Source organism: [Bacillus] enclensis (assembly GCF_001456935.1).
Classification (GTDB): domain Bacteria; phylum Bacillota; class Bacilli; order Bacillales; family Bacillaceae_B; genus Rossellomorea; species Rossellomorea enclensis.
Window position 1 is genome coordinate 289,069 of sequence record NZ_KQ758485.1, and the last position, 19,515, is coordinate 308,583.

The following is a 19,515-nucleotide window of genomic DNA, read 5'->3' on the forward strand; positions in this document are numbered from 1 at the left end:
ATGAACATATTGATCACGACCATCTTTGATTATCCGCATGAAGGCGGGCTCTCCACCCATGTAGCGACACTTAAGAACGGACTGGAGGCAAGGGGCCATAAAGTGGACGTGCTGTCCTTCACCCAGCTGAATCCCCTCCTCAGAAAGGCGTACGCACAGGCGCCGGGATTCATCGCAAGCAAATTCAAGCCGGGGTCCGGCCAGCTTATGAACGACGAAAACCGGATGACATTGATCCGCAAACAGCTCGAACGGTTGAAGAACGAGTACGATGTCATCAACTCACAGGATGTCTACGCCACCCTGGCAGCGGAATCCACAGGTCTGCCTGTCGTTGAAACCGTCCATGGCTACTACTCCTATGAAGCGATCAGCAGAGGTGCGATCAAAGAAGGCAGTAAAGAAGACCAGGTGATCAGGGAGCGGGAAAAGAAAGCCTACACCCTGGCATCCCGGGTCGTGACAGTGGACCAGCGGATCAAGGACTATGTATATAAAATGGCCGGAGTGAACGCCACAGCCATCAGGAATTTCATCGATGTGGAAGACTTCAACCCTCTCAAGCTGGACTTGTCGGGCATCCGTAAAGAATTTGGCATTCCCGAAGATAAGAAGATGCTGTTCGTCCCCCGTAGGATGACAGAGAAGAACGGAGTCATTTATCCGACTCTTGCTCTTCGCAAGGTCCTGGATAAACATCCGGATACTATCCTTGTCTATGCAGGAACTGGCGAGCAGATGTCGGCCATCAAAGAAAAAGTTGCCGCCCATGGCCTCGGGGACAACGTCATGTTGCTGGGCACCGTCGCACATGAAAAAATGAAGTATCTGTACGGGGTCGCAGACGTTGTACTCGTCCCGAGCATCCATTCGTACGGTGTCGAAGAAGCGACTTCTATCTCTGCTTTGGAGGCGATGGGCTCTTCATCCCCTGTCATTGCAGGGGCAGTCGGCGGCCTGAAGGAAATCATCGCAGATCATGAAGACGGGATATTGGTACAAGAACGGGATACGGACGCTTTATCAAATGCCATCATTGAGGTGTTGGATTCACCTGAGCTCGGTGATCAGCTTGCCCGCAAAGCCCGCAGGAAGATTGAACGGGAGTATTCCCATTTGTTTGCGGCGGAGAAATATGAGCAGATTTATCATGAGGCGATTAATGATGAGCGGGTGAGGGTGGAGTAGTTACTGTTGAGTGTTGGGTTTGTTGTACCTGGTACATTGGCCGCGTTTTGTACCAGGTACATCGAGGTTGGATTGTACCTGGTACATTTGTGTTGATTTGTACCAGGTACAATTCCCGCAATTTGAGCCAGGGTCATTTACGGGTTTTTGAGCCAGGTTCAATTTTAGTTATTTGACCCAGGCTCAATCCCTGCCTTTTGTGCCTGGGTCAACCCCCTGCTGTGCCAGGCACAAAACCGCTACTTTGTTCCTGGCACAAAATGATTACTTCGTTCCTGGCACAATCCCGACATTCTGTTCCTGGCACAACCTCCTATCCGACTCCATCATCCCAAACAAAAAGACCGCCCCCAGGCGGTCCCCAACTAACTTCTCTCTCACTCTTCTTCCAACGCATCCCCAAGCAAAACGACCAAATCTTCCATCTCATGCGTCTTATTCCGCTGCATCAGCTGATCGACCGCTTCCCTTGCGTCCACGCCGTTGAAGAGAATATCATAGAGCGCATCCGTAATCGGCATGCTTACCCCATATTCCGCCGCAAGCTGCTTTGCCGCTTTCGTCGTTCTCACTCCTTCGACGACCATGCCCATATTGTCGAGCACTTCGTCGAGATTCATTCCTTTACCGAGCATATTCCCAGCTCTCCAGTTACGGGAGTGGACGCTTGTACAGGTCACGATTAGATCACCGATACCGGACAGTCCGGAGAACGTTAATGGATTTGCTCCCATTTTCACCCCGAGCCTTGAGATTTCAACCAGTCCGCGGGTGATGAGGGCTGCTTTAGCATTGTCCCCGTATCCGAGGCCGTCCCCCACTCCGGCTGCGAGGGCGATGATGTTCTTGAGGGCCCCTCCTATTTCGACGCCGACCATATCCGTATTGGTATACACCCTGAATTGATTGTTCATAAACATATTCTGGACCTTTACCGCTGCTTCAAGGTTCCCGGACGATGCAACCACGGTGGTCGGATGCCTCAGACTCACTTCTTCTGCATGGCTTGGTCCTGATAAGACCACGATATCTTTAAGATTTTCTGGTTCCATCGCCTGTTCAATGATTTGGGATATCCTCAATAAGGAATCAGGTTCAATTCCCTTGCTGACATGGACAATGGTGATCGGCTCGCTTTGAACCTTCTGTATATCATCGAGCACCTGCCTGATGGCTTTGGTGGGAACAGCCAATACGATGGTATTGGTCCCGCCTATTACATCTTGCAGATTTGATGCTGCTGTGATGTTATCAGGGAGTCTGCACCCCTTCAAGTACTTTTCATTCGTATGGGATTCGTTGATTTCTTTTACCGCTTCTTCGCTTCTTCCCCACATCTCTACGTTGTAACCGTTATCAGCAAGGACAATGGCAAGCGCCGTTCCCCAGCTGCCTGTTCCGATGACTGCTGCTTTTTTATCCATAAATTCTTCACCGCCTGAGTTCAATTGAAATTTTTCTTATTTTATCACAAAAATGACGTCTTTTTTTGTATTCCCTTCTGAATGAGAAATACTCCCTGGTACGAATAGTCGGGACAAGGCTGTCATACACTATTATCTATATACTTAAGCAGGATGTGAGGGTTTGATGCAAGGGTTGAAAGCACCAAAAGAGTTATTTGTCCGTTACTGCAATGAACTGGTCTATTTTTTTCTCTTCATTAAAATCATTCTTTTTCATCTATTGACCGATACCCCGGTGTCCAGCGGGGTTTACTCGACATCGCTGGGATTTCTGTTCATTTTCTATGCCCTGTCTTATTTTTTCCGGAATAAGGGAAGGTTGATTTTCTCATATGCTGTCAGTTTTTTCATAAGTCTGCTGTTATTAAGCAATACTCTCTATCTGGATTATTACAGCTCGCCTGTCACCATCGCCACCTTTTATCAGACGTCGAATTTGTCCGGTCTCGGGGACAGCATCCTGTACTTGTTCCAGCCTGAATATGCTGTGTATTTCCTTGACCTGCTCGTACTGCCATTCCTTATTTTCAGAAGGTCATTTGTCTATAAAAAACGCACTACAATCGTGAAAGGGGTCCTTCCGTTTGCCGTATTCGGAGTGATGGGACTTTTCATGAAGCCTGTAAAATTGATGCTGATTGATAAGCTGGAGAACCCTGTCCAGGCCTATGATTCACTCGATCAGACGGTTCAGTACGGGATCATGGGCCACCACGCCCTCGATACGTATTTCCATGTCAGGGATGCGAACTTCACTCTCTCTTCTAAAGACAAGGAGTTGATTAAGGAGCAGCTGTATAAAAAGGAAGAAAACACGAAAGAAACAAAATATGAAGGAATCGGCAAAGGGAAGAATCTAATCCTGATTCAGGTGGAATCCTTGCAGCAATTTGTTCTGAATAAGAAGGTGAACGAGCAGGAAATAACCCCGACACTGAATAAGATGAAAGATCATGCCATCACGTTTCCAAACTTTTATGCCCAGACCATCGGCGGGAACAGCTCGGATGCTGAATTTCTGACACAGACTTCCCTCTTTCCCATCAACTCCGGATCTGTATTCTTCCGCTATCCTTCCAATACGTACCACTCTCTCGGGCAGACCCTCAAGGAAAATGGATACGGGACCCTTGCCGTACATGCTGACGAGAAAACATTCTGGAACCGCCATGAGATGTACCCTTCTCTCGGCTTCGAAAAATACGTGACCATAGAACAATTTCCCCAAAAGGAAATGGTCGGAATGGGAGTCGGTGATAAAGAGATGTTCACCGAAACTGCCAGGATACTTGCAGATCAAAAACAACCTTTTTACTCTTTCCTTGTGACGCTTACCAATCATATGCCTTATGAAATAGAAAAAGAAAAACAATCACTGGCACTGCCGCCGGATCAGGACAATTCGCTGCTGGGGAATTATTTTCAGACCGTAAAATATACCGATGAAGCACTCGGGTTGTTTATGGAGTCATTAAAAGAAAAGAAACTGCTGGAGGATTCAATCATCGTGCTGTACGGCGACCATAATGGTATATTCCACCGTGATAAGCAGCAGGTGGAAAAATGGATGCAGAAGGATATTACAGACGAAGAGTGGTACAGGGAATTTGCAACCGTCCCGTTCATGATTTATCACCCATCCATCAATGGGGAGATCAGTCAAACAATCGGTGGACAGATCGATGTTTTGCCGACCCTTGAATCGATCATGGACGTCCGTGTTAATGGACCCAATACTATGTTGGGAACAAACCTCCTGAGGTCTGGGTCAGGAAGCGTTCTGATCCCAAGCGGAGGATATGTGGAAAAGCCCCTCTCCATCACTGCCCAATCAGTCTCACAGGGATTAACAGAAGAACAGCTGAGACTCTTGGAACTATCAAACCTGATCATTAAAGGGAACTACTTTGGTGAAAAATAACACCGCCTATTACCAATCATAAATATTCCCCTATAAAAGAAAAGCCGGATGCCGGCTTTTCTTTTTATATTTCAACGAGATTACATAATTGAACAAATCTTTCTCTTTTTGCAATATACCTTATATTACATTTGGGTAAATTTCTAGTTCTTTCTAACTATTTAACAAAATATAACACTTTTAGAATAGTATTCTTTTATATTTCGACATATGATAGAATTATTTTGTCATATAAGTAATTTATTTGTAAATTGCTTAATCATTATATTATATGGAGGGATTAAGGAATCTATCATGAAGTCATTCAGAAAGATTAGTTTTTCTTTGTTGGCCGCTTTACTGATTTTCTCTAATTTCGGAGGACTTGCACAGGCAGAAACGAGTAAAGCAGCAAATGTCAGTGATGTTACTGTATCAGCGGATACTGAAGAAGTGATCAGCTTATACAAGGAACCTTCCGGGGAGAGTGAAATTCTTCTTGAACTTCCAAGTGAAGCCACTGTCTCCCTTCTTGCCGAAAGTGTGGATGATTCTCCGTATTCATTAGTAAGCTATTACGACAGCGAATCGGAAGAAGATGTTGAGGGGTATGTATTAAGTAAATACATAGCCATCCAAGGGGAACCTGAAGAGGAGCAAACCCAGGACCCAGCGGATAGCGAACAACCACCTGTTTCGGAAGAAGCATCCCAGGAAGAGGTCGTTTCTGAAGAAGAAACCACTGAACCTGCTGATGATGCCGTCTCCGAAGACGAAACGGTTTCAGAAAATGAGATCGATACGGCAGAGGAAGTTGAATCTTCTGAAGGTGTGACTGAAGAAACAGTTGAGAAAGAGACTTCACAAATCGTTGAAAAGGCCGATGTGGAGAAAAAATCTACAGAAACAAGGACCTTCTCTACGTTCTCTGCTTCCGTACAGGAGTTCAGCGGTGAAATTTTCAGCGGTATCGCCCTGAAAAGCCCTACTTCCGTATACGAGGCTCAATCAACTACTTCCAAGAAGCTTAAAAGCTATGATCAAGGGAGCACACTGAAGTACTATGCGTTGAATTCGAATTGGTATATTACGAGAGTGTATCTAAACGGCGCCGCCCATACAGGTTATATTTCTGTAAAAGATGTCGAGGGACTTCCAAAGGAACAGACAAGGCTAAAAGGTGTAGCGAAACAGACTACTCCTATCTACCGTAAAGCATCGGCATCCTCAGGCACTTGGAAGAGTTATCCTGCTGGAAGTGTACTTGTTTACGATACATTCATTAACGGATGGTATGAAGCAAGAGTTTATGCTCAAGGGGCTTGGAGAATCGGCTATATCGATGCTTCCCATGTGCAAAATGCAACAGACGAAAAGGTCAGATTAAAGGGCGTCGCTTTACAGACCACTCCGGTTTACCATGATGCGACGACCTCATCGCCTGTATGGAAAAGTTATCCTGCAGGGAGTGTCCTTGTCTATGATACATTCATAGACGGTTGGTATGAAGCAAGGATGTATGCAAATGGGGCTTGGAGAATCGGTTACATCAATGCAGCCGATGTACAGAATGTAACCGAAGATCCTGTCACACTGAAGGGTGTTGCCAATAAGACCACTCCGGTTTATCACACAGCTTCCACTTCCTCCGCTGTTTGGAAAAGCTATCCGACAGGGAGTGTACTGGTTTATAATACGTTCATCGACGGATGGTATTCTGCACGGATGTATGCAAATGGGGCCTGGAGAATCGGTTACATCAATGCAGCCGACGTACAAAATGCAACTGAAAACCCGGTCAGGCTGAAAGGGGTCGCCAAAAAAACCACTCCGGTTTACCACGATGCGACAACCACTTCGCCTGTATGGAAAAGCTATCCGACAGGAAGCGTACTTGTCTACGATACTTTCATTGACGGATGGTATTCAGCAAGGATGTATGCAAACGGGGCCTGGAGAACGGGATACATCAATGCTGCAGATGTTGAGAACAGCGTCCAGGATCAAAAATCCCTCAGAGGGATCGGACTGCAGTCGCCAACCAACCTTTATGAAGATGCTAGTACTGACTCCCCTGTATTAAAGAGTTATCCGCAAGGGAAGATCCTGTACTATAATTCATTTGTAAGCGGCTGGTATGAAACAGGATTTTATGTAGACGGGAAAAAGAAAACGGCTTACCTCGATGCAAGCCACGTCGAAAATATCCTTGATCAGCAAGATGAGCTTGAAGGGATTTCCCTTAAAGATTCAACGAATGTTTATACGTATGCGTCAAGAAGCTCTTCTGTGATCAAGAGTTATCCAAAAGGTAAGATCTTGGTATTCAAAACGTTCTCCGCCAGCTGGTATGAGGCAAGGGTCTATGTAAATGGTCAACCCAAAATCGGATACGTTCATAAGGACGACATCCAAACTCTCGGGACCGATGTCATCCAGGAGTATACCAGTTATGGAATGACATTTGAAGAAATGCTGGATCTGCAAATGAGCAACAACCCGCAGACTGATCTATATCGGAATGAACCTGCCTATATCTATGCAAAATATGTAGATTTGGATACATGGACAGCTACCGCTAATGTTAACGTGCGCTCCAGTATGTCCACAGCTAACAGAGATAATATCGTATCCATGGTAAAGGAAGGCGGATGGGTAAATGTCGTCGCAACGCATGGTGATTGGGTAGAGGTGCGCCTCACTTGGAAAAATGCGAAAAGAGACGATGTAGCATACTACTTAGACCCTTCTAACTTCACATTTGGAAGCAAAGAGTACTATCAGTTCCTGAAACTTTCTTTACCTGCAAATTTAAGCGTACAAGAAGTGAATGAGAAGGTGTTGGCAGGCAAGGGGATACTGGACGGAAAAGGCCAGTCGTTCATCGATGCCGCCAGCAAGTACAAGGTAAATGAAGTCTACTTGATTTCACACGCTCTGCTTGAAACGGGTAACGGGACATCCGACCTTGCGAATGGTGTTGTTTACAACGGAGTGAAAGTATACAATATGTACGGCTACGGTGCATATGACAGCTGCCCACTGACCTGCGGAGCTCAAACCGCCTATGAAGAAGGCTGGTTCACTCCCGAGCAAGCCATCATCGGAGGAGCCGAGCTGATCAGCAGCGGGTATATTTACAGGGACGGATTCCAGCAGGATACTCTTTATAAAATGAGATGGAATCCTGAAGGATACCACCAATATGCAACAGATATCGGCTGGGCTGCGAAACAGGTTTCAAGTATTTTTAACCTTTACTCTTTATTGGATAACTATACTTTATACTTTGACCAGCCATATTATGAAGTGAAGTAATCAAAAAAGCTGAAGCGATTCCCAAAAGAATCGCTTCAGCTTTTTTATGAGTTCAATCAATCTTTTTTCTTATATAATCCAAGATATTCCTACTTGATTCCCCTTTTGAATACTCGTTCCATTTAGAAGAAAACAAATGCGTACTCTCATGATCAGCTTTCATACGGCTGATATAGGCTGCAACCTCCTCTGAAGTATGAGCAACCGGTCCAGGCAGGAGGGACATGAAGTTTTCCCAAATCCCCCGTTCCTTTTCATATTGCCCCAAGTCATACCAGAAGAATATAATAGGACGATTCAACAGAGAATATTCAAACGGGACGGAAGAATAGTCGGTTATAAGCATATCCGAAATAAAGAGTAATTCATTCAGCTGGTGCCAGCCGGAAAAATCATATGCAAAATGGGAAAGTTCAGCCGGGATGCAGAGATCATTTTTAACTGCCGGATGAAGTTTAAGAAGCAGGATATATTCATCTTCGAATTGCAAAGCCAGTTTTTTCAGATTCAGCTTGATCTCGGCGCTTGATAATTGATTTTCCCGATAGGTCGGTGCATATAACAGGACTTTTTTCTCTTTCAAAAATGGAAATTTCTTATACAATTTCGATTTGGCCCGCAGCTGAGCCGTTTGATCAAAGAACACATCGGTTCTGGGAATGCCCGTACGGAGCAGCCTGTCTTCGGTCACGCCGAATGCCCCCCTGAAGATCTCTGCCATCGCTTCGGAACCGACGACCACTCTGGTGAACCTGTCATAGACTGCCTTGAAGCGTCCCTTTGCACGACTGCTCCGGGATTCAACGGATGGATCTTTCAATCCGAACTTTTTTATCGCTCCATTGGCATGCCATAATTGAATGCAATCGACTCCCGGCTTAAATTCCGATTTGGCAAGGAACCCGTAGTAGTTATCCACCAAAATCACTTTAGATGTGGCAAGATGGTAAATCGAACGCATGAAATCCAATGGTTTCTTCATTTCGAAAAGCAAGGTGGTTGCTTTTTCAAACTTGGAGAAGACTCCATACATTTTTTCTGTGGTTAAAAAAAGAGTACGACAAGAAAAATCTTGTCGTATCATCTCTTTATAAATACTTTTGTTATTTTCACTGAAAGAGACCACAAAGGTCACTTTATTCTGCAATGGGAAAAGTTTGCAGATATTAAAAACAGCGCTGAAAACAAACAGATAGAAGGTGACAAGAATCTCCCTTATCATTATTTTACATGCAGCAGATCTTTTTTGATTTTACTTGTAGAAATTCCGATTGTTCTTGGCAGGTATACGACGTCGCAGTATTCCTTGAGGAAATCGAACTCGCCTTTCCAATCGTCACCCATTACAAACACATCAATATCCCTATTCACTACATCGGTGACCTTTTGTTCCCAGTTTTCCTCTGCAATGACTTCATCAACATATCTAATGGATTCAAGAATCATCTTTCTATTATCGAAGCTGTGATAAGACTTTTTATTTTTAATGGCATTGAATTCATCTGAAGAGATGGCCACTGTCAGATGATCTCCCAATTCTTTTGCCCTTTTTAATAGATTAATATGACCCCAATGAAGTAAATCGAACGTTCCGTAAGTGATTACTTTTTTCATTATATGTTCTCCTCCTGTAATTGTAACTTCAACAAAATTCTACAATTTTTTATACAATTAATCCGAGTGACTTATGGTTATAGTAAACTGGTAAATTATAATTCAAGCATTTCACTAAGCAAGTATACTAGACAATCTTTACATAGAGTTTATAGGCAATTTACAATTGCGTAATAATACTGTCGAATAATGCCATTCTATCATCTTACCTCATTTTAAACGAGGGAAGTTCTTATCGCAAGAGACCTTGAATGAATATTTAGTGAACTACATACTTAATACCCATAACATAATAGATTTACACTACATTTACAATTGAAATTTTTTCTATTGTTTCCACTCAGCCAGCGATATTCCCTTTTCCCTTTTCATCGGCTTAATAACCTGTTTTTTAAGTTTTTGCAGTAATTCATAGGATACATAAGAGAGAATCAAGACGAAAGGGCTGAATAAGATGTGCCAAATGATTTTTTCTTCCATATAAGAATACCCTGACAGATCAGTTACCAGATGGATGAATTTAATAAAGAATACATGAATGACATAGATGCCTACGGAATCTTTTCCAATTTTAGAGATGCGCGTGTTTTTTCCTAATTCAGGGTTGGATAATGCATATAGAAACAGCGTGATGACAACAGGTATGCTGAGAAGGAAGTAATCCCCAATCTTTCCTTCGAACAGAAAGACTGTCACCCCTCTTTCAATTACTAGCAGAATAGAAAATATAATTGATAGAGACAGCCAGGTCCTTGGGTGTACGCTTCCAATCTTGGTTTTAACGGCGTACTCGTTTTGTGCTGCATATGCCCCCATTGCCGTGTACAATAGCCCAAAGAATACAGCGTCCCTTGTGTCGAATGGGAGGCTGATCAATCCGGAATAAGACTGGCCGAACAGCCCGGCCACATTCAATCCAAAACTGATTACTAAGAGCAGATTCAACTTATTTAAGTGAATGAATATATAGAGGATGACTATACTCCAGATAAGTGCAGCAAGATACCAGAGCTGGTAACCTGGACCGGCCCCATAGATGAACACTTCCAGTCGGATGTTTTCTTTAATATACCCGAGTGTTTCAGAAACAGAAGTCAGGTTCCGAGTCACAATCACATTACTAAACCATTCATAAATCAGATAAAAGATGTACCAGCTTGCAAATAATTGGGTAAGCTTTGATATATATCTGCTGAAATAAACACTGTTTTTATTATCAGAATTCATTTTCTTTGTAAACAAATATCCGGATGCCATAAAAAAGAACGGAACGGCAAAACGGGAAAGCGTATCAATCGTGAAATCTATATAATACCCATCAAGTCCAAGAAGAGTGACTTCTTCAAAAGGACCAGCATGAATCAAGATAACAGCGCAAATCGCAAAAAATTTCAGATAATCAATTGCATAGTTTCGTTCCATATTATTACTCACCTCAATTTTACTTTCGTGTAAATGTAACATGATTCGTACGGATTCGACATTAAATGCACGTTACATTTCCATGAAAAAAGCGAACCCGGTGAAAGGTTCGCTTTGCTTTCTTTAATCATCGCATCACAGGCTTGATGGAAAGCCCGAGGTTGTCCGCCTTAGTCGTGTAAAAAATGAAGTGCCTGCCCTTATAGGTGATATGATTTTTAGGTATAACCTTGATATTAGCCAATTGGTACTCGTTATAGCGAAGAAAAACAGTATATAATGAGTCGTGCAGCCCATCCAGTTTTTCAACATCCACAAGGAACGTTGCTTCATTCCCCTTCAGGTTCACCTCACATTTCAATTCATTATTAAACCTGGTGCGATCTCTGATGACAACCTCATTTATTTCATTAATATAGTCTCCATAAACGTGAAATGTCTGCTTATATTCATTTTCGCCTTCCTGTTGCTGTTCCCCTGATATTGCAAGCATTGGAATCCTGATCTGTTTATATTCATCTTCCAAGAATGGAATCTCAAAGAACGGCATCCCATCTTGAATGATATAACGTTTGTTTTTTTCTTTTTTGTGCCATTTGAATAGCTTGGTGAAATCGTCAAGCTTCCCGTTTATGAAAAGCTCTGCTGCCGCTTTAAATAGCGGTGTCTTGAATTCTTCCAAAAAAGGATATCTTAAATCATTCGTTGTCTCGAGCACTTCCCTGAACAACTGAAAGAAATCTTCTTTGTGTTTCGAATTCACAAAAAGATTGCTGTCGAATGTCCGGAGAAAATCATATTCATATAATCTTGTCAGTGCCGTTTTTTCCATATGAAGCGGCAGTTCCTTCGCTTTGATATAGCGGATGATTTCAAGGTCATTCCTTCTTTTGTCCAGGACATCGGTCGTCCTTGTCAATGAACCCTGGTTTTCTTCCAGCCTGTTTACAAAATAGACAGGCTGGACAGTCGTTGAAACAGCATCTGCATTAAAGAAAATATCAGAGAAGAAGACTTTATCCTCTCCGAACCTCATCTCTGGAAAACGGATGTCATGCTCCATGAGAAGTTCCCTCTTCACCATTCTTGCAGTTGGACCCATATGATAGAAGAAATGCGGGACATCAAACGGAGTGATGCTTCGCCTTTCCTTTATTGATGCAAATTCCCCTATGACGCTCTCACCATTCTTTTCTACTTTTATGGTCTTACCTACCACATAATCATCGTTTGTTTCCTCGAGAATCGTATACAGTTCTTCGAGGCCTTGAGGATGGAGCCAGTCATCAGCGTCCAGAAACGTAATATATTTCGTTGTGGCCAATTCAATACCTATATTTCTTGGGGTACCGGGGGATCCAGTATTCTCATGCAAGGTGATGAGCGTTACATTTTTATGCTGGGAAGCGTAAGATGCAGCAACTTCAGCCGTTTGATCCGTGGAACAGTCATCCACGATGATGTATTCAATCTGATCAGTCCCCAAAGACTGATTGAGTACTGATTCAATCGTTTTACCGATGAATTTCTCTGCATTGTAAGCAGCCGTGACCACCGTGATTTTCTTCCCTTTATTCAGCATCTTCTTCATCAAGCTGCGGGGGTGATTCATCACAGTGAACTTCTTGGAACCTATTATCTGCCTTGCTTTATTACCAAAATCCCCTGACAATTGGGTCATTTAAAATCCTCCTACTAACTAAAATCTTTAGTTGATTATACCTCTGCTGCTATCACACTAAACACAAAGGCATCCTATATTTATTACATGCGTGACGAACGATTTACAATTTCTTAACCTTGGCTGCTTTTACTCCTTCTTCCTTAATGAATAAGCTATAATAATTTCTATTGTACAGCGGAAACTAACCATACGCACAGGTATTATCAAACCTTGTCGAAAATTAAAAAAACATTTATCATTGAATTGGTCTATATTTACTTTTCAGAAAAAATTCACGATAATGGTGGTCTGATATATGCTCACGAAACTTTTAAATAAGATCAAACAAATGAACGGCAATGGAAGTACTAAAAAGACAAAGCTTAAACATGAAATGGTCATTTCTCAAGACGATGATCTTCTGTCCTTCAATGGAAAACTTTCTTTGGACTGTTACGTGGTAGAAGAGCTCTGGCTTGTCTCCCGTTCGAATCGCGATGATTGGTTCAATGTCTGCGCAAACCAATCACCCGTGAAACATCATTTTCAATATCGCTTTTCTATCAAGGACCTCATAAAAAAATTAAGCTCCCGATACATCGATGAGGAACATGCTTTCGACTGGTATGTAAAACTTACGGTCCCGGTTAGTCAATTAAGTGAGAAAGCCTTTAAGACAATTGAACCGAAAGCAACCTTTACGGAAAAAGATGATGAAAAATTTGCAACCTATATGATCCGTCTCGGACGCTTTATGCATACTTCTCGCAGCGGTCTTTCTTTTGTAGAATACCAAGATCAGAAAGGAATCTGCTATTTAACAACGAAAGGGAATCTTTCATTCCTATTAAACGGCGAACCGGACACCCCTACCAAAATTCAAATTGATCGTGTCTCAGTAAAAAACGGCAGTCTTGATCTATCAGGGAAATTGTTTACTAGGAATTCAAAAGTCCTGGATTCATATGTGACTTTGAAAGGGCGCCGAACAAATTTGGAATTCACCAGCCCGGCTTCCGTTCAATGGAACGAAGAAACAACAGCGAAGTATGGGTTGAACCGATATGAATATACGGCAGTTGTCGATTTTGCCAAAGTCTGCGGCGGCGAAGTCCTGAAAGAAGATATTTATGACCTTTTCCTGAATCTTAAACTTCATGATAGACAGGAAGAAAAGCGCATACGGGTTGGACGGCCGACATTCAGATCAAGATATTTTATAAAGGAAACCCACTATACAGCTAAAGATACCGTTTCAATTATCAATCCTTATTATACATTCAAAGCATCCAACTTATCGCTTGAAGTATATGAATACGATAAAGATACCTTTTCCTTCCTTGCCGCTAAACAAAAATTCGCCTTATATCACCGGGTCATGAATAAGAACAAGGATGTATGGCTGGTCGGTGAACGGCCCTATAAAGCACAGGATACAGGCTATCACTTCTTTAAGTACATGAGAGAAAATCACCCGGAAAAAAATATTTATTATGTCATTGAAAAGGATTCTCCCGAAAGACAAAATGTTGAACCTTATGGGAATATCATTACTTTCAAATCAAAAGAACATATATGGTACTCCCTGATTGCGACGAAAATCATTTCTTCCCACCATCCTGACTATCTTTACCCGGTCCGGACTCCCCGTTATAAGCGGATTGTGAAAGGGACGAAGGTCTTCCTTCAGCATGGGGTAATGGGAACGAAAAACATGGTTGCCAATTACGGTAAAAGAGCCGCCGGTTTCGACACGGATCTCTTCCTTGTTAGTTCCGATTTCGAAAAGGATATGATCGTAAATGATTTCGGCTACAACCCTAAAGATGTCTTCGTCACCGGTTTATCAAGATTCGATACGCTGCTGGCGGATGATATTCCCAAAAAAGATCAACTGCTGATCATTCCTACATGGCGCGACTGGATTGCCAATGAAGAGGACTTCCTTGAAAGTGAATATTTTGAGCGCTACAGGGAGCTTGTTTATCATCCTGGCATTCATGCCTTCGCCAATGAAAATGGATTGAAAATTGTATTCTGTCTGCACCCGAATATGCAGGCATTCACCAAATATTTCTCAGATGCGCCTGTTACCATAATAAACCAGGGCGAAGTAGATGTACAAAGATTATTGAAAGAAAGTACCATGATGATCACCGATTATTCAAGCGTGGGATTTGATTTCAGCTTTTTGAACAAGCCGATTATCTATTATCAATTCGACCGTGAGCGGTTTATCGGAAAACGCCCTTCACATCTGGATCTGGATAATGATTTGCCTGGGTCGATTGTAAAAGATGTTGATCAATTACTGAATTCACTCAAGGAGTACGAAAACCGTGAGTTCACCATGATTCCTGAACATCAGGAAAGGTCCCGTAAATTCCTTAAATATAGAGACTTGAAATCTTCTGAACGCATTTACAATGTAATTGATTCTGTCGAGGTCAAAAAGCCCCTAAAGGAAAAAATCATGGAAAACCCATTGGCAATCGGACTCTTTAATCGATACCGCCGGAACAAATGGTACCACCCGTCAATGAAGTGGTTTTATGCAGCAGCAAAACGGGTAGTACCTATTGACAGAAATATGATTCTGTTTGAAAGCGGCATTGGAAAGCAATATGCAGACAGTCCCCGCTATATTTATGAAGAAATCGTAAAAAGAAAGCTTCCTTATAAAAAAATCTGGGTATACAATCAAACGATGCCAGTTCGTGATGAACAAACCATACAAATCAAACGGCTGAGCCCGCAATATTTCTATTACCTTGCTAAATCAGGGTATTGGGTAAACAACCAAAACTTCCCTACCCATATTAAAAAACGTAAAGGGATTACCTACCTGCAAACCTGGCACGGTACACCGTTAAAAAAGATGCTCTTTGACATCGAGAACATCCAGGGCCGTTCTGATGACTATCTGGAACGCGTACACAGTGCAACTCAACAGTGGGATTATCTGGTATCACCGAGCTCATATGCGACAAATTCGTTTAGAAGTGCTTTCAAGTACAATGGAAACATATTGGAAGCCGGTTATCCGCGCAATGATTTATTCTATAAGGCAAATCGAATGGAATCTGCCAGAAAAGTGAAGAAAAGACTGGGCATCCCTGAAGAAAAAAAAGTCATTCTGTATGCACCGACTTTCAGGGATAACGAAACTACCGGCAAAAATAAATTCGTATTCGATATCAAGATGGATCTGCAGAAAATGAAAGAACGACTTGGTGATGAGTACATCGTTCTGCTACGGATGCACGTTGTCATCAGCAACAAGCTGACCATCCCGGAAGAACTCAGGTCCTTTGTCTATAATGTTTCCAGTTATCCTGAAATTCAGGAACTCAGCCTGATTACGGATATTCTTATCACCGACTACTCTTCTGTCATGTTTGATTTTGCAAATACAGGACAGCCTATTTTGTACTTCACGTATGATTTTGAGGAATATAAAAACAATATCCGCGGGTTCTATATGGACTTCGAGGAAGAAGCACCCGGTCCATTTGTTTATAATACCGAAGAAATTATTGATGCTGTTGAAAACATTGAACAGGTAAAGCATAATTACCATGACAAATACCAGGCATTCCTTGAAAAATACTGTTATCTTGAAGATGGACAGGCTTCAAAACGCATTGTCGATCAGATCTTTGAAGATTGAGAAAAGGACGAGCTTTCGTCCTTTTCCTTCTTCCATGAAAAAGTAATTGAAGAAAATAGAGATTTATTGCAGAATAGTTTAAGACTATGACAACCAAATCGGCAGAATGTCATTCAGGTTTGTCCATAAACCGGGCTCAATTCAGCCCGTTCTGAAGGAAAGGAATCATTATGAAATCAGCTGTCACAGTGTTTAAAGAACAAATTAGCAGTTTTTATTTGATACAACGACTTTCACTCTATGAACTTAAAAGCGCCAATAAAAATAATTATCTCGGGATGCTTTGGGAAGTATTGAATCCCGGCATACAAATTGCAATCTACTGGTTCGTATTCGGCTACGGGCTTAAAAGCGGCGGAGAAGGCCGGGGAGATATCGATGGAGTTCCCTTCTTCCCATGGCTGCTTGCGGGGATGGTTGTCTGGTTCTTCATAAACCCCGCAATCGTACAAGCATCCAAGTCGATCTATACCAGAATCAAGATGCTTTCAAAAATGAGCTTTCCACTGAGTGCGATCCCTTCTTATGTGATCATGTCGAAGTTTTACCCTCATTTGTATCTGACGGGAATATCGATTTTGATGTTTCAATTTATGGGATATCCTATCAGTATCTATTACTTGCAGCTGCCGTACTATATGTTTGCGGTCATCGCGGTGATCGTTGCCATCTCCCTGATCACTTCTACACTTTCTACCATTATCAGGGATGTGCAGATGGTGGTACAATCCGTGGTGAGGATGCTGTTATATCTCTCGCCTATTCTATGGAACATGGAAGAACTGCTGAGTGAAAAGTTAGTGACAATCATGAAAATCAACCCTTTTTATTATATTGTAGAAGGCTATAGAAGTGCTCTGCTCGGTCAGGGCTGGTACTTTATCGAGCACATGCAGTATACGCTCTACTTCTGGGCCCTTGTACTGGTATTATTCGCTTTCGGTTCATTCATCCATCTGAAATTCAGAAGACATTTCGTTGATTTTCTATAAGGAAAGAAGAGGATACTATGACCAAATCTGTAATCGTAGAAAATGTCTCAAAAAAATACAAGCTGTATAATAAGCCTTCCGAGCGAATCCTTGACCTTATTTCCCCCAAAAGCTTCGGTGAAGATTTCTATGGACTTCGCAATGTCAGCTTTGAGGCTGATAAAGGGGATATCATTGGGTTTGTCGGGGTTAACGGTTCCGGTAAATCCACTTTGGCCAACATCCTCGCAGGTATCATCCCTGAAACTTCCGGGAAGGTCGAGGTTCACGGCAAAACCGCATTGATAGCGGTCGCTGCCGGTTTGAACAATCAACTGACAGGCCGCGAGAACATTGAACTAAAATGTTTGATGCTTGGTTTTAATAAAAAAGAAATCAAAGAAGTGGAACCTGATATCATCGAGTTTTCAGAGCTCGGCAAATTTATCGACCAGCCTGTCAAGTCATACTCCAGCGGTATGAAGTCAAGGCTCGGGTTTGCTATTTCCGTCCATATCGATCCGGATATACTGATAATCGATGAAGCACTATCTGTAGGGGATAAAGCGTTCGCTGAAAAAAGTCTTGAGAAGATGAATGAATTCAAGGAACGCGGAAAAACAATGTTCTTTGTCAGCCATTCCATCGGCCAGATGAAGAAATTCTGTGAGAAGATTCTCTGGCTGGAGTACGGTGAAGTAAAAGCGTTCGGACTGGTCGATGAAGTCATTCCTCAATACGAGAAATTCTTTAAAGACTATAAAGCGATGTCCAAAGCCGAAAAGAAAAAGTTCAGGGAAGAAGCATTGCGTAAGCAAAGCGGGCTTGAGCCCATTACTCAATGATCAAAAAGAAGAACCGCATATCATGGTTCTTCTTTTCCTATATACTCGAACAAGGGAGTGAGATAAACGCTTGAAAAACCTTCTTCTGCGCATTAAAAGAGGCAATACCATTAAGCGATTGTATAAATTGGCCTTTATCATGGTGGGGAAATTGCCCGCAAAAAAGAATTTAGTGGTATTTGAAAGTTTCCTCGGCAAGCAGTACAGCTGCAACCCGAGGGCCATTTATGAATATATGAAAAGAAACCATCCTGAATATGACATGTATTGGAGTATTGATCCCCGGCATTCACATGTTTTTAAAGACAAAGGGCTGAACACACTTCCCAGATTCTCGATACCCTGGCTGTTCAAAATGGCACGTGCGAAATATTGGGTGTCCAACAGCAGGCTGCCCTTATGGATTCCAAAGCCTGCCCACACCGTTTATCTTCAAACCTGGCACGGAACCCCCTTAAAGAGGCTTGCAGCCGATATGGATGAAGTTCACATGCCTGGAACGGATACAGAGAAGTATAAACGAAATTTCTTAAATGAATCGAGCAGATGGGATTATCTGATTTCGCCTAACCGCTACTCCTCTAAAATATTCGCGAGGGCGTTCGGATTCAACAAGAATATGATTGAATCCGGCTATCCAAGAAATGATTATCTGCATAATCATGATGATGCTGAAACGATTTCAGAAATAAAAAACCGTTTGAATCTTCCAAAGGACAAGCAGGTCATCCTATATGCCCCCACTTGGAGGGATAATGAATTTTATTCGGTCGGAAAATATAAGTTCAATCTTAAACTTGATCTGGATAAGATGCAGAAGGAGCTCGGCAATGATTATATTATCCTTTTAAGGATGCATTATCTTATCGCTGAAAACCTCGATTTGAATAATTATTCCGGATTCGCTTATGATGTTTCCCATCACACGGATATCAGTGAATTGTATGTCATATCCGATCTGTTGATCACCGATTACTCTTCTGTGTTCTTCGATTATGCGAATCTGAAGCGTCCGATGATTTTTTATGTCTATGACATTGATAACTATCGTGATACGTTGAGAGGATTTTATTTTGACTTCGAGGAGCAAGCACCCGGCCCCCTTGTAAAAACGACAGAAGAAGTAATTGATCAAATACGTAACAAGGAATCCCTTATTCAATCTGATTATGAAGCTTTTTATGAGAAGTTCTGTTATCTTGAGTGCGGACAATCGAGTAAGCGTGTGGTTGAGGAAGTTTTCCAGCCAAGCCGGAAGAACTAGAAGACTGAAAGAAACCTGTGGTACTGCAGGTTTCTTTTTTTATGCTCATTTTGTTACGTTTTCGCGCCAAATATTACACTAATATTTCAAAGCGGCTCTTATGTGTATAAAGAACTATAAATCATACTAGAATTCGCGAAAATATTCCCCTATTCCTCTTAATATATGGTAAAATGACAGAAAAATATACCAAA

General features: G+C 42.2%; 11 protein-coding genes and 1 pseudogene. 7 read left to right on the top strand and 5 right to left on the bottom strand.

The window, feature by feature from the left end; genetic code table 11:
* Nucleotides 1–1,188 (top strand): glycosyltransferase family 4 protein, encoded by a 1,188-nt coding sequence (locus AS034_RS16460; protein WP_058299383.1) that lies wholly within the window; start codon nucleotides 1–3, stop codon nucleotides 1,186–1,188.
* 377 nt (nucleotides 1,189–1,565) lie between these two features.
* On the opposite strand, the gene AS034_RS16465 is transcribed toward AS034_RS16460, so the two are convergent.
* Nucleotides 1,566–2,612: an NAD(P)H-dependent glycerol-3-phosphate dehydrogenase gene (locus tag AS034_RS16465; protein WP_058299525.1), complete on the bottom strand. Its 1,047-nt coding sequence runs from the start codon at nucleotides 2,610–2,612 to the stop codon at nucleotides 1,566–1,568.
* 166 nt (nucleotides 2,613–2,778) lie between these two features.
* Between AS034_RS16465 and AS034_RS16470 the strand changes: the two genes are divergently transcribed.
* Both AS034_RS16470 and AS034_RS23205 read left to right on the top strand, forming a co-directional pair.
* On the top strand, nucleotides 2,779–4,575 hold the full coding sequence (locus AS034_RS16470) for an LTA synthase family protein (RefSeq protein WP_058299384.1): 1,797 nt from the start codon (nucleotides 2,779–2,781) through the stop codon (nucleotides 4,573–4,575).
* A 294-nt stretch (nucleotides 4,576–4,869) separates the two neighbouring features.
* Nucleotides 4,870–7,872, top strand: coding sequence for a glucosaminidase domain-containing protein (locus tag AS034_RS23205; RefSeq protein WP_058299385.1), 3,003 nt, complete (start codon nucleotides 4,870–4,872; stop codon nucleotides 7,870–7,872).
* Between the two features lie 52 nt (nucleotides 7,873–7,924).
* Here the strand turns inward: AS034_RS23205 and AS034_RS16480 are convergent, their stop codons facing one another.
* From AS034_RS16480 to AS034_RS16495, 4 genes are all read right to left on the bottom strand, one after another.
* Nucleotides 7,925–9,094 (bottom strand): CDP-glycerol glycerophosphotransferase family protein, encoded by a 1,170-nt coding sequence (locus AS034_RS16480; RefSeq protein WP_058299386.1) that lies wholly within the window; start codon nucleotides 9,092–9,094, stop codon nucleotides 7,925–7,927.
* Nucleotides 9,094–9,486, bottom strand: a complete 393-nt coding sequence (gene tagD, locus AS034_RS16485) for a glycerol-3-phosphate cytidylyltransferase (protein WP_058299387.1) — start codon at nucleotides 9,484–9,486, stop codon at nucleotides 9,094–9,096. Before tagD ends, AS034_RS16480 begins: the two co-directional genes overlap by 1 nt.
* Before the next feature lie 327 nt (nucleotides 9,487–9,813).
* On the bottom strand, nucleotides 9,814–10,908 hold the full coding sequence (locus AS034_RS16490) for an acyltransferase (RefSeq protein ID WP_058299388.1): 1,095 nt from the start codon (nucleotides 10,906–10,908) through the stop codon (nucleotides 9,814–9,816).
* Between the two features lie 127 nt (nucleotides 10,909–11,035).
* Complete coding sequence (locus tag AS034_RS16495; protein ID WP_058299389.1) at nucleotides 11,036–12,589, bottom strand: glycosyltransferase family 2 protein; 1,554 nt, start codon at nucleotides 12,587–12,589, stop codon at nucleotides 11,036–11,038.
* A gap of 298 nt (nucleotides 12,590–12,887) precedes the next feature.
* Here AS034_RS16495 and AS034_RS16500 point away from each other — a divergent pair, with 298 nt between their 5' ends.
* The 4 genes and pseudogenes from AS034_RS16500 to AS034_RS16515 all read left to right on the top strand — a co-directional run.
* The gene (locus AS034_RS16500) at nucleotides 12,888–16,241 is read left to right on the top strand and encodes a CDP-glycerol glycerophosphotransferase family protein (RefSeq protein ID WP_058299390.1); all 3,354 of its coding nucleotides are present in this window, start codon (nucleotides 12,888–12,890) and stop codon (nucleotides 16,239–16,241) included.
* Between the two features lie 170 nt (nucleotides 16,242–16,411).
* Entirely contained in the window at nucleotides 16,412–17,233 is an 822-nt protein-coding gene (locus tag AS034_RS16505; RefSeq protein WP_058299391.1) for an ABC transporter permease, read from the top strand.
* A 17-nt stretch (nucleotides 17,234–17,250) separates the two neighbouring features.
* Nucleotides 17,251–18,057 carry a teichoic acids export ABC transporter ATP-binding subunit TagH gene (gene tagH / locus AS034_RS16510; protein ID WP_058299392.1) on the top strand — a complete coding sequence of 269 codons (807 nt, stop codon included), beginning with the start codon at nucleotides 17,251–17,253 and terminating at the stop codon, nucleotides 18,055–18,057.
* A 73-nt stretch (nucleotides 18,058–18,130) separates the two neighbouring features.
* Nucleotides 18,131–19,321, top strand: a pseudogene (locus tag AS034_RS16515) (CDP-glycerol glycerophosphotransferase family protein); the annotation flags it as partial.
* Nucleotides 19,322–19,515: the final 194 nt, after the last annotated feature.

What these genes read in the sequence shown, in the direction of transcription:
- tagD (WP_058299387.1), bottom strand. Translation starts at nt 9,486, where the DNA reads ATGAAAAAAGTAATCACTTACGGAACGTTCGATTTACTTCATTGGGGT.
- AS034_RS16490 (WP_058299388.1), bottom strand. Translation starts at nt 10,908, where the DNA reads ATGGAACGAAACTATGCAATTGATTATCTGAAATTTTTTGCGATTTGC.
- AS034_RS16495 (WP_058299389.1), bottom strand. Translation starts at nt 12,589, where the DNA reads ATGACCCAATTGTCAGGGGATTTTGGTAATAAAGCAAGGCAGATAATA.
- AS034_RS16480 (WP_058299386.1), bottom strand. Translation starts at nt 9,094, where the DNA reads ATGATAAGGGAGATTCTTGTCACCTTCTATCTGTTTGTTTTCAGCGCT.
- AS034_RS16465 (WP_058299525.1), bottom strand. Translation starts at nt 2,612, where the DNA reads ATGGATAAAAAAGCAGCAGTCATCGGAACAGGCAGCTGGGGAACGGCG.
- AS034_RS16460 (WP_058299383.1), top strand. Translation starts at nt 1, where the DNA reads ATGAACATATTGATCACGACCATCTTTGATTATCCGCATGAAGGCGGG.
- AS034_RS16500 (WP_058299390.1), top strand. Translation starts at nt 12,888, where the DNA reads ATGCTCACGAAACTTTTAAATAAGATCAAACAAATGAACGGCAATGGA.
- AS034_RS16470 (WP_058299384.1), top strand. Translation starts at nt 2,779, where the DNA reads ATGCAAGGGTTGAAAGCACCAAAAGAGTTATTTGTCCGTTACTGCAAT.
- AS034_RS16505 (WP_058299391.1), top strand. Translation starts at nt 16,412, where the DNA reads ATGAAATCAGCTGTCACAGTGTTTAAAGAACAAATTAGCAGTTTTTAT.
- tagH (WP_058299392.1), top strand. Translation starts at nt 17,251, where the DNA reads ATGACCAAATCTGTAATCGTAGAAAATGTCTCAAAAAAATACAAGCTG.
- AS034_RS23205 (WP_058299385.1), top strand. Translation starts at nt 4,870, where the DNA reads ATGAAGTCATTCAGAAAGATTAGTTTTTCTTTGTTGGCCGCTTTACTG.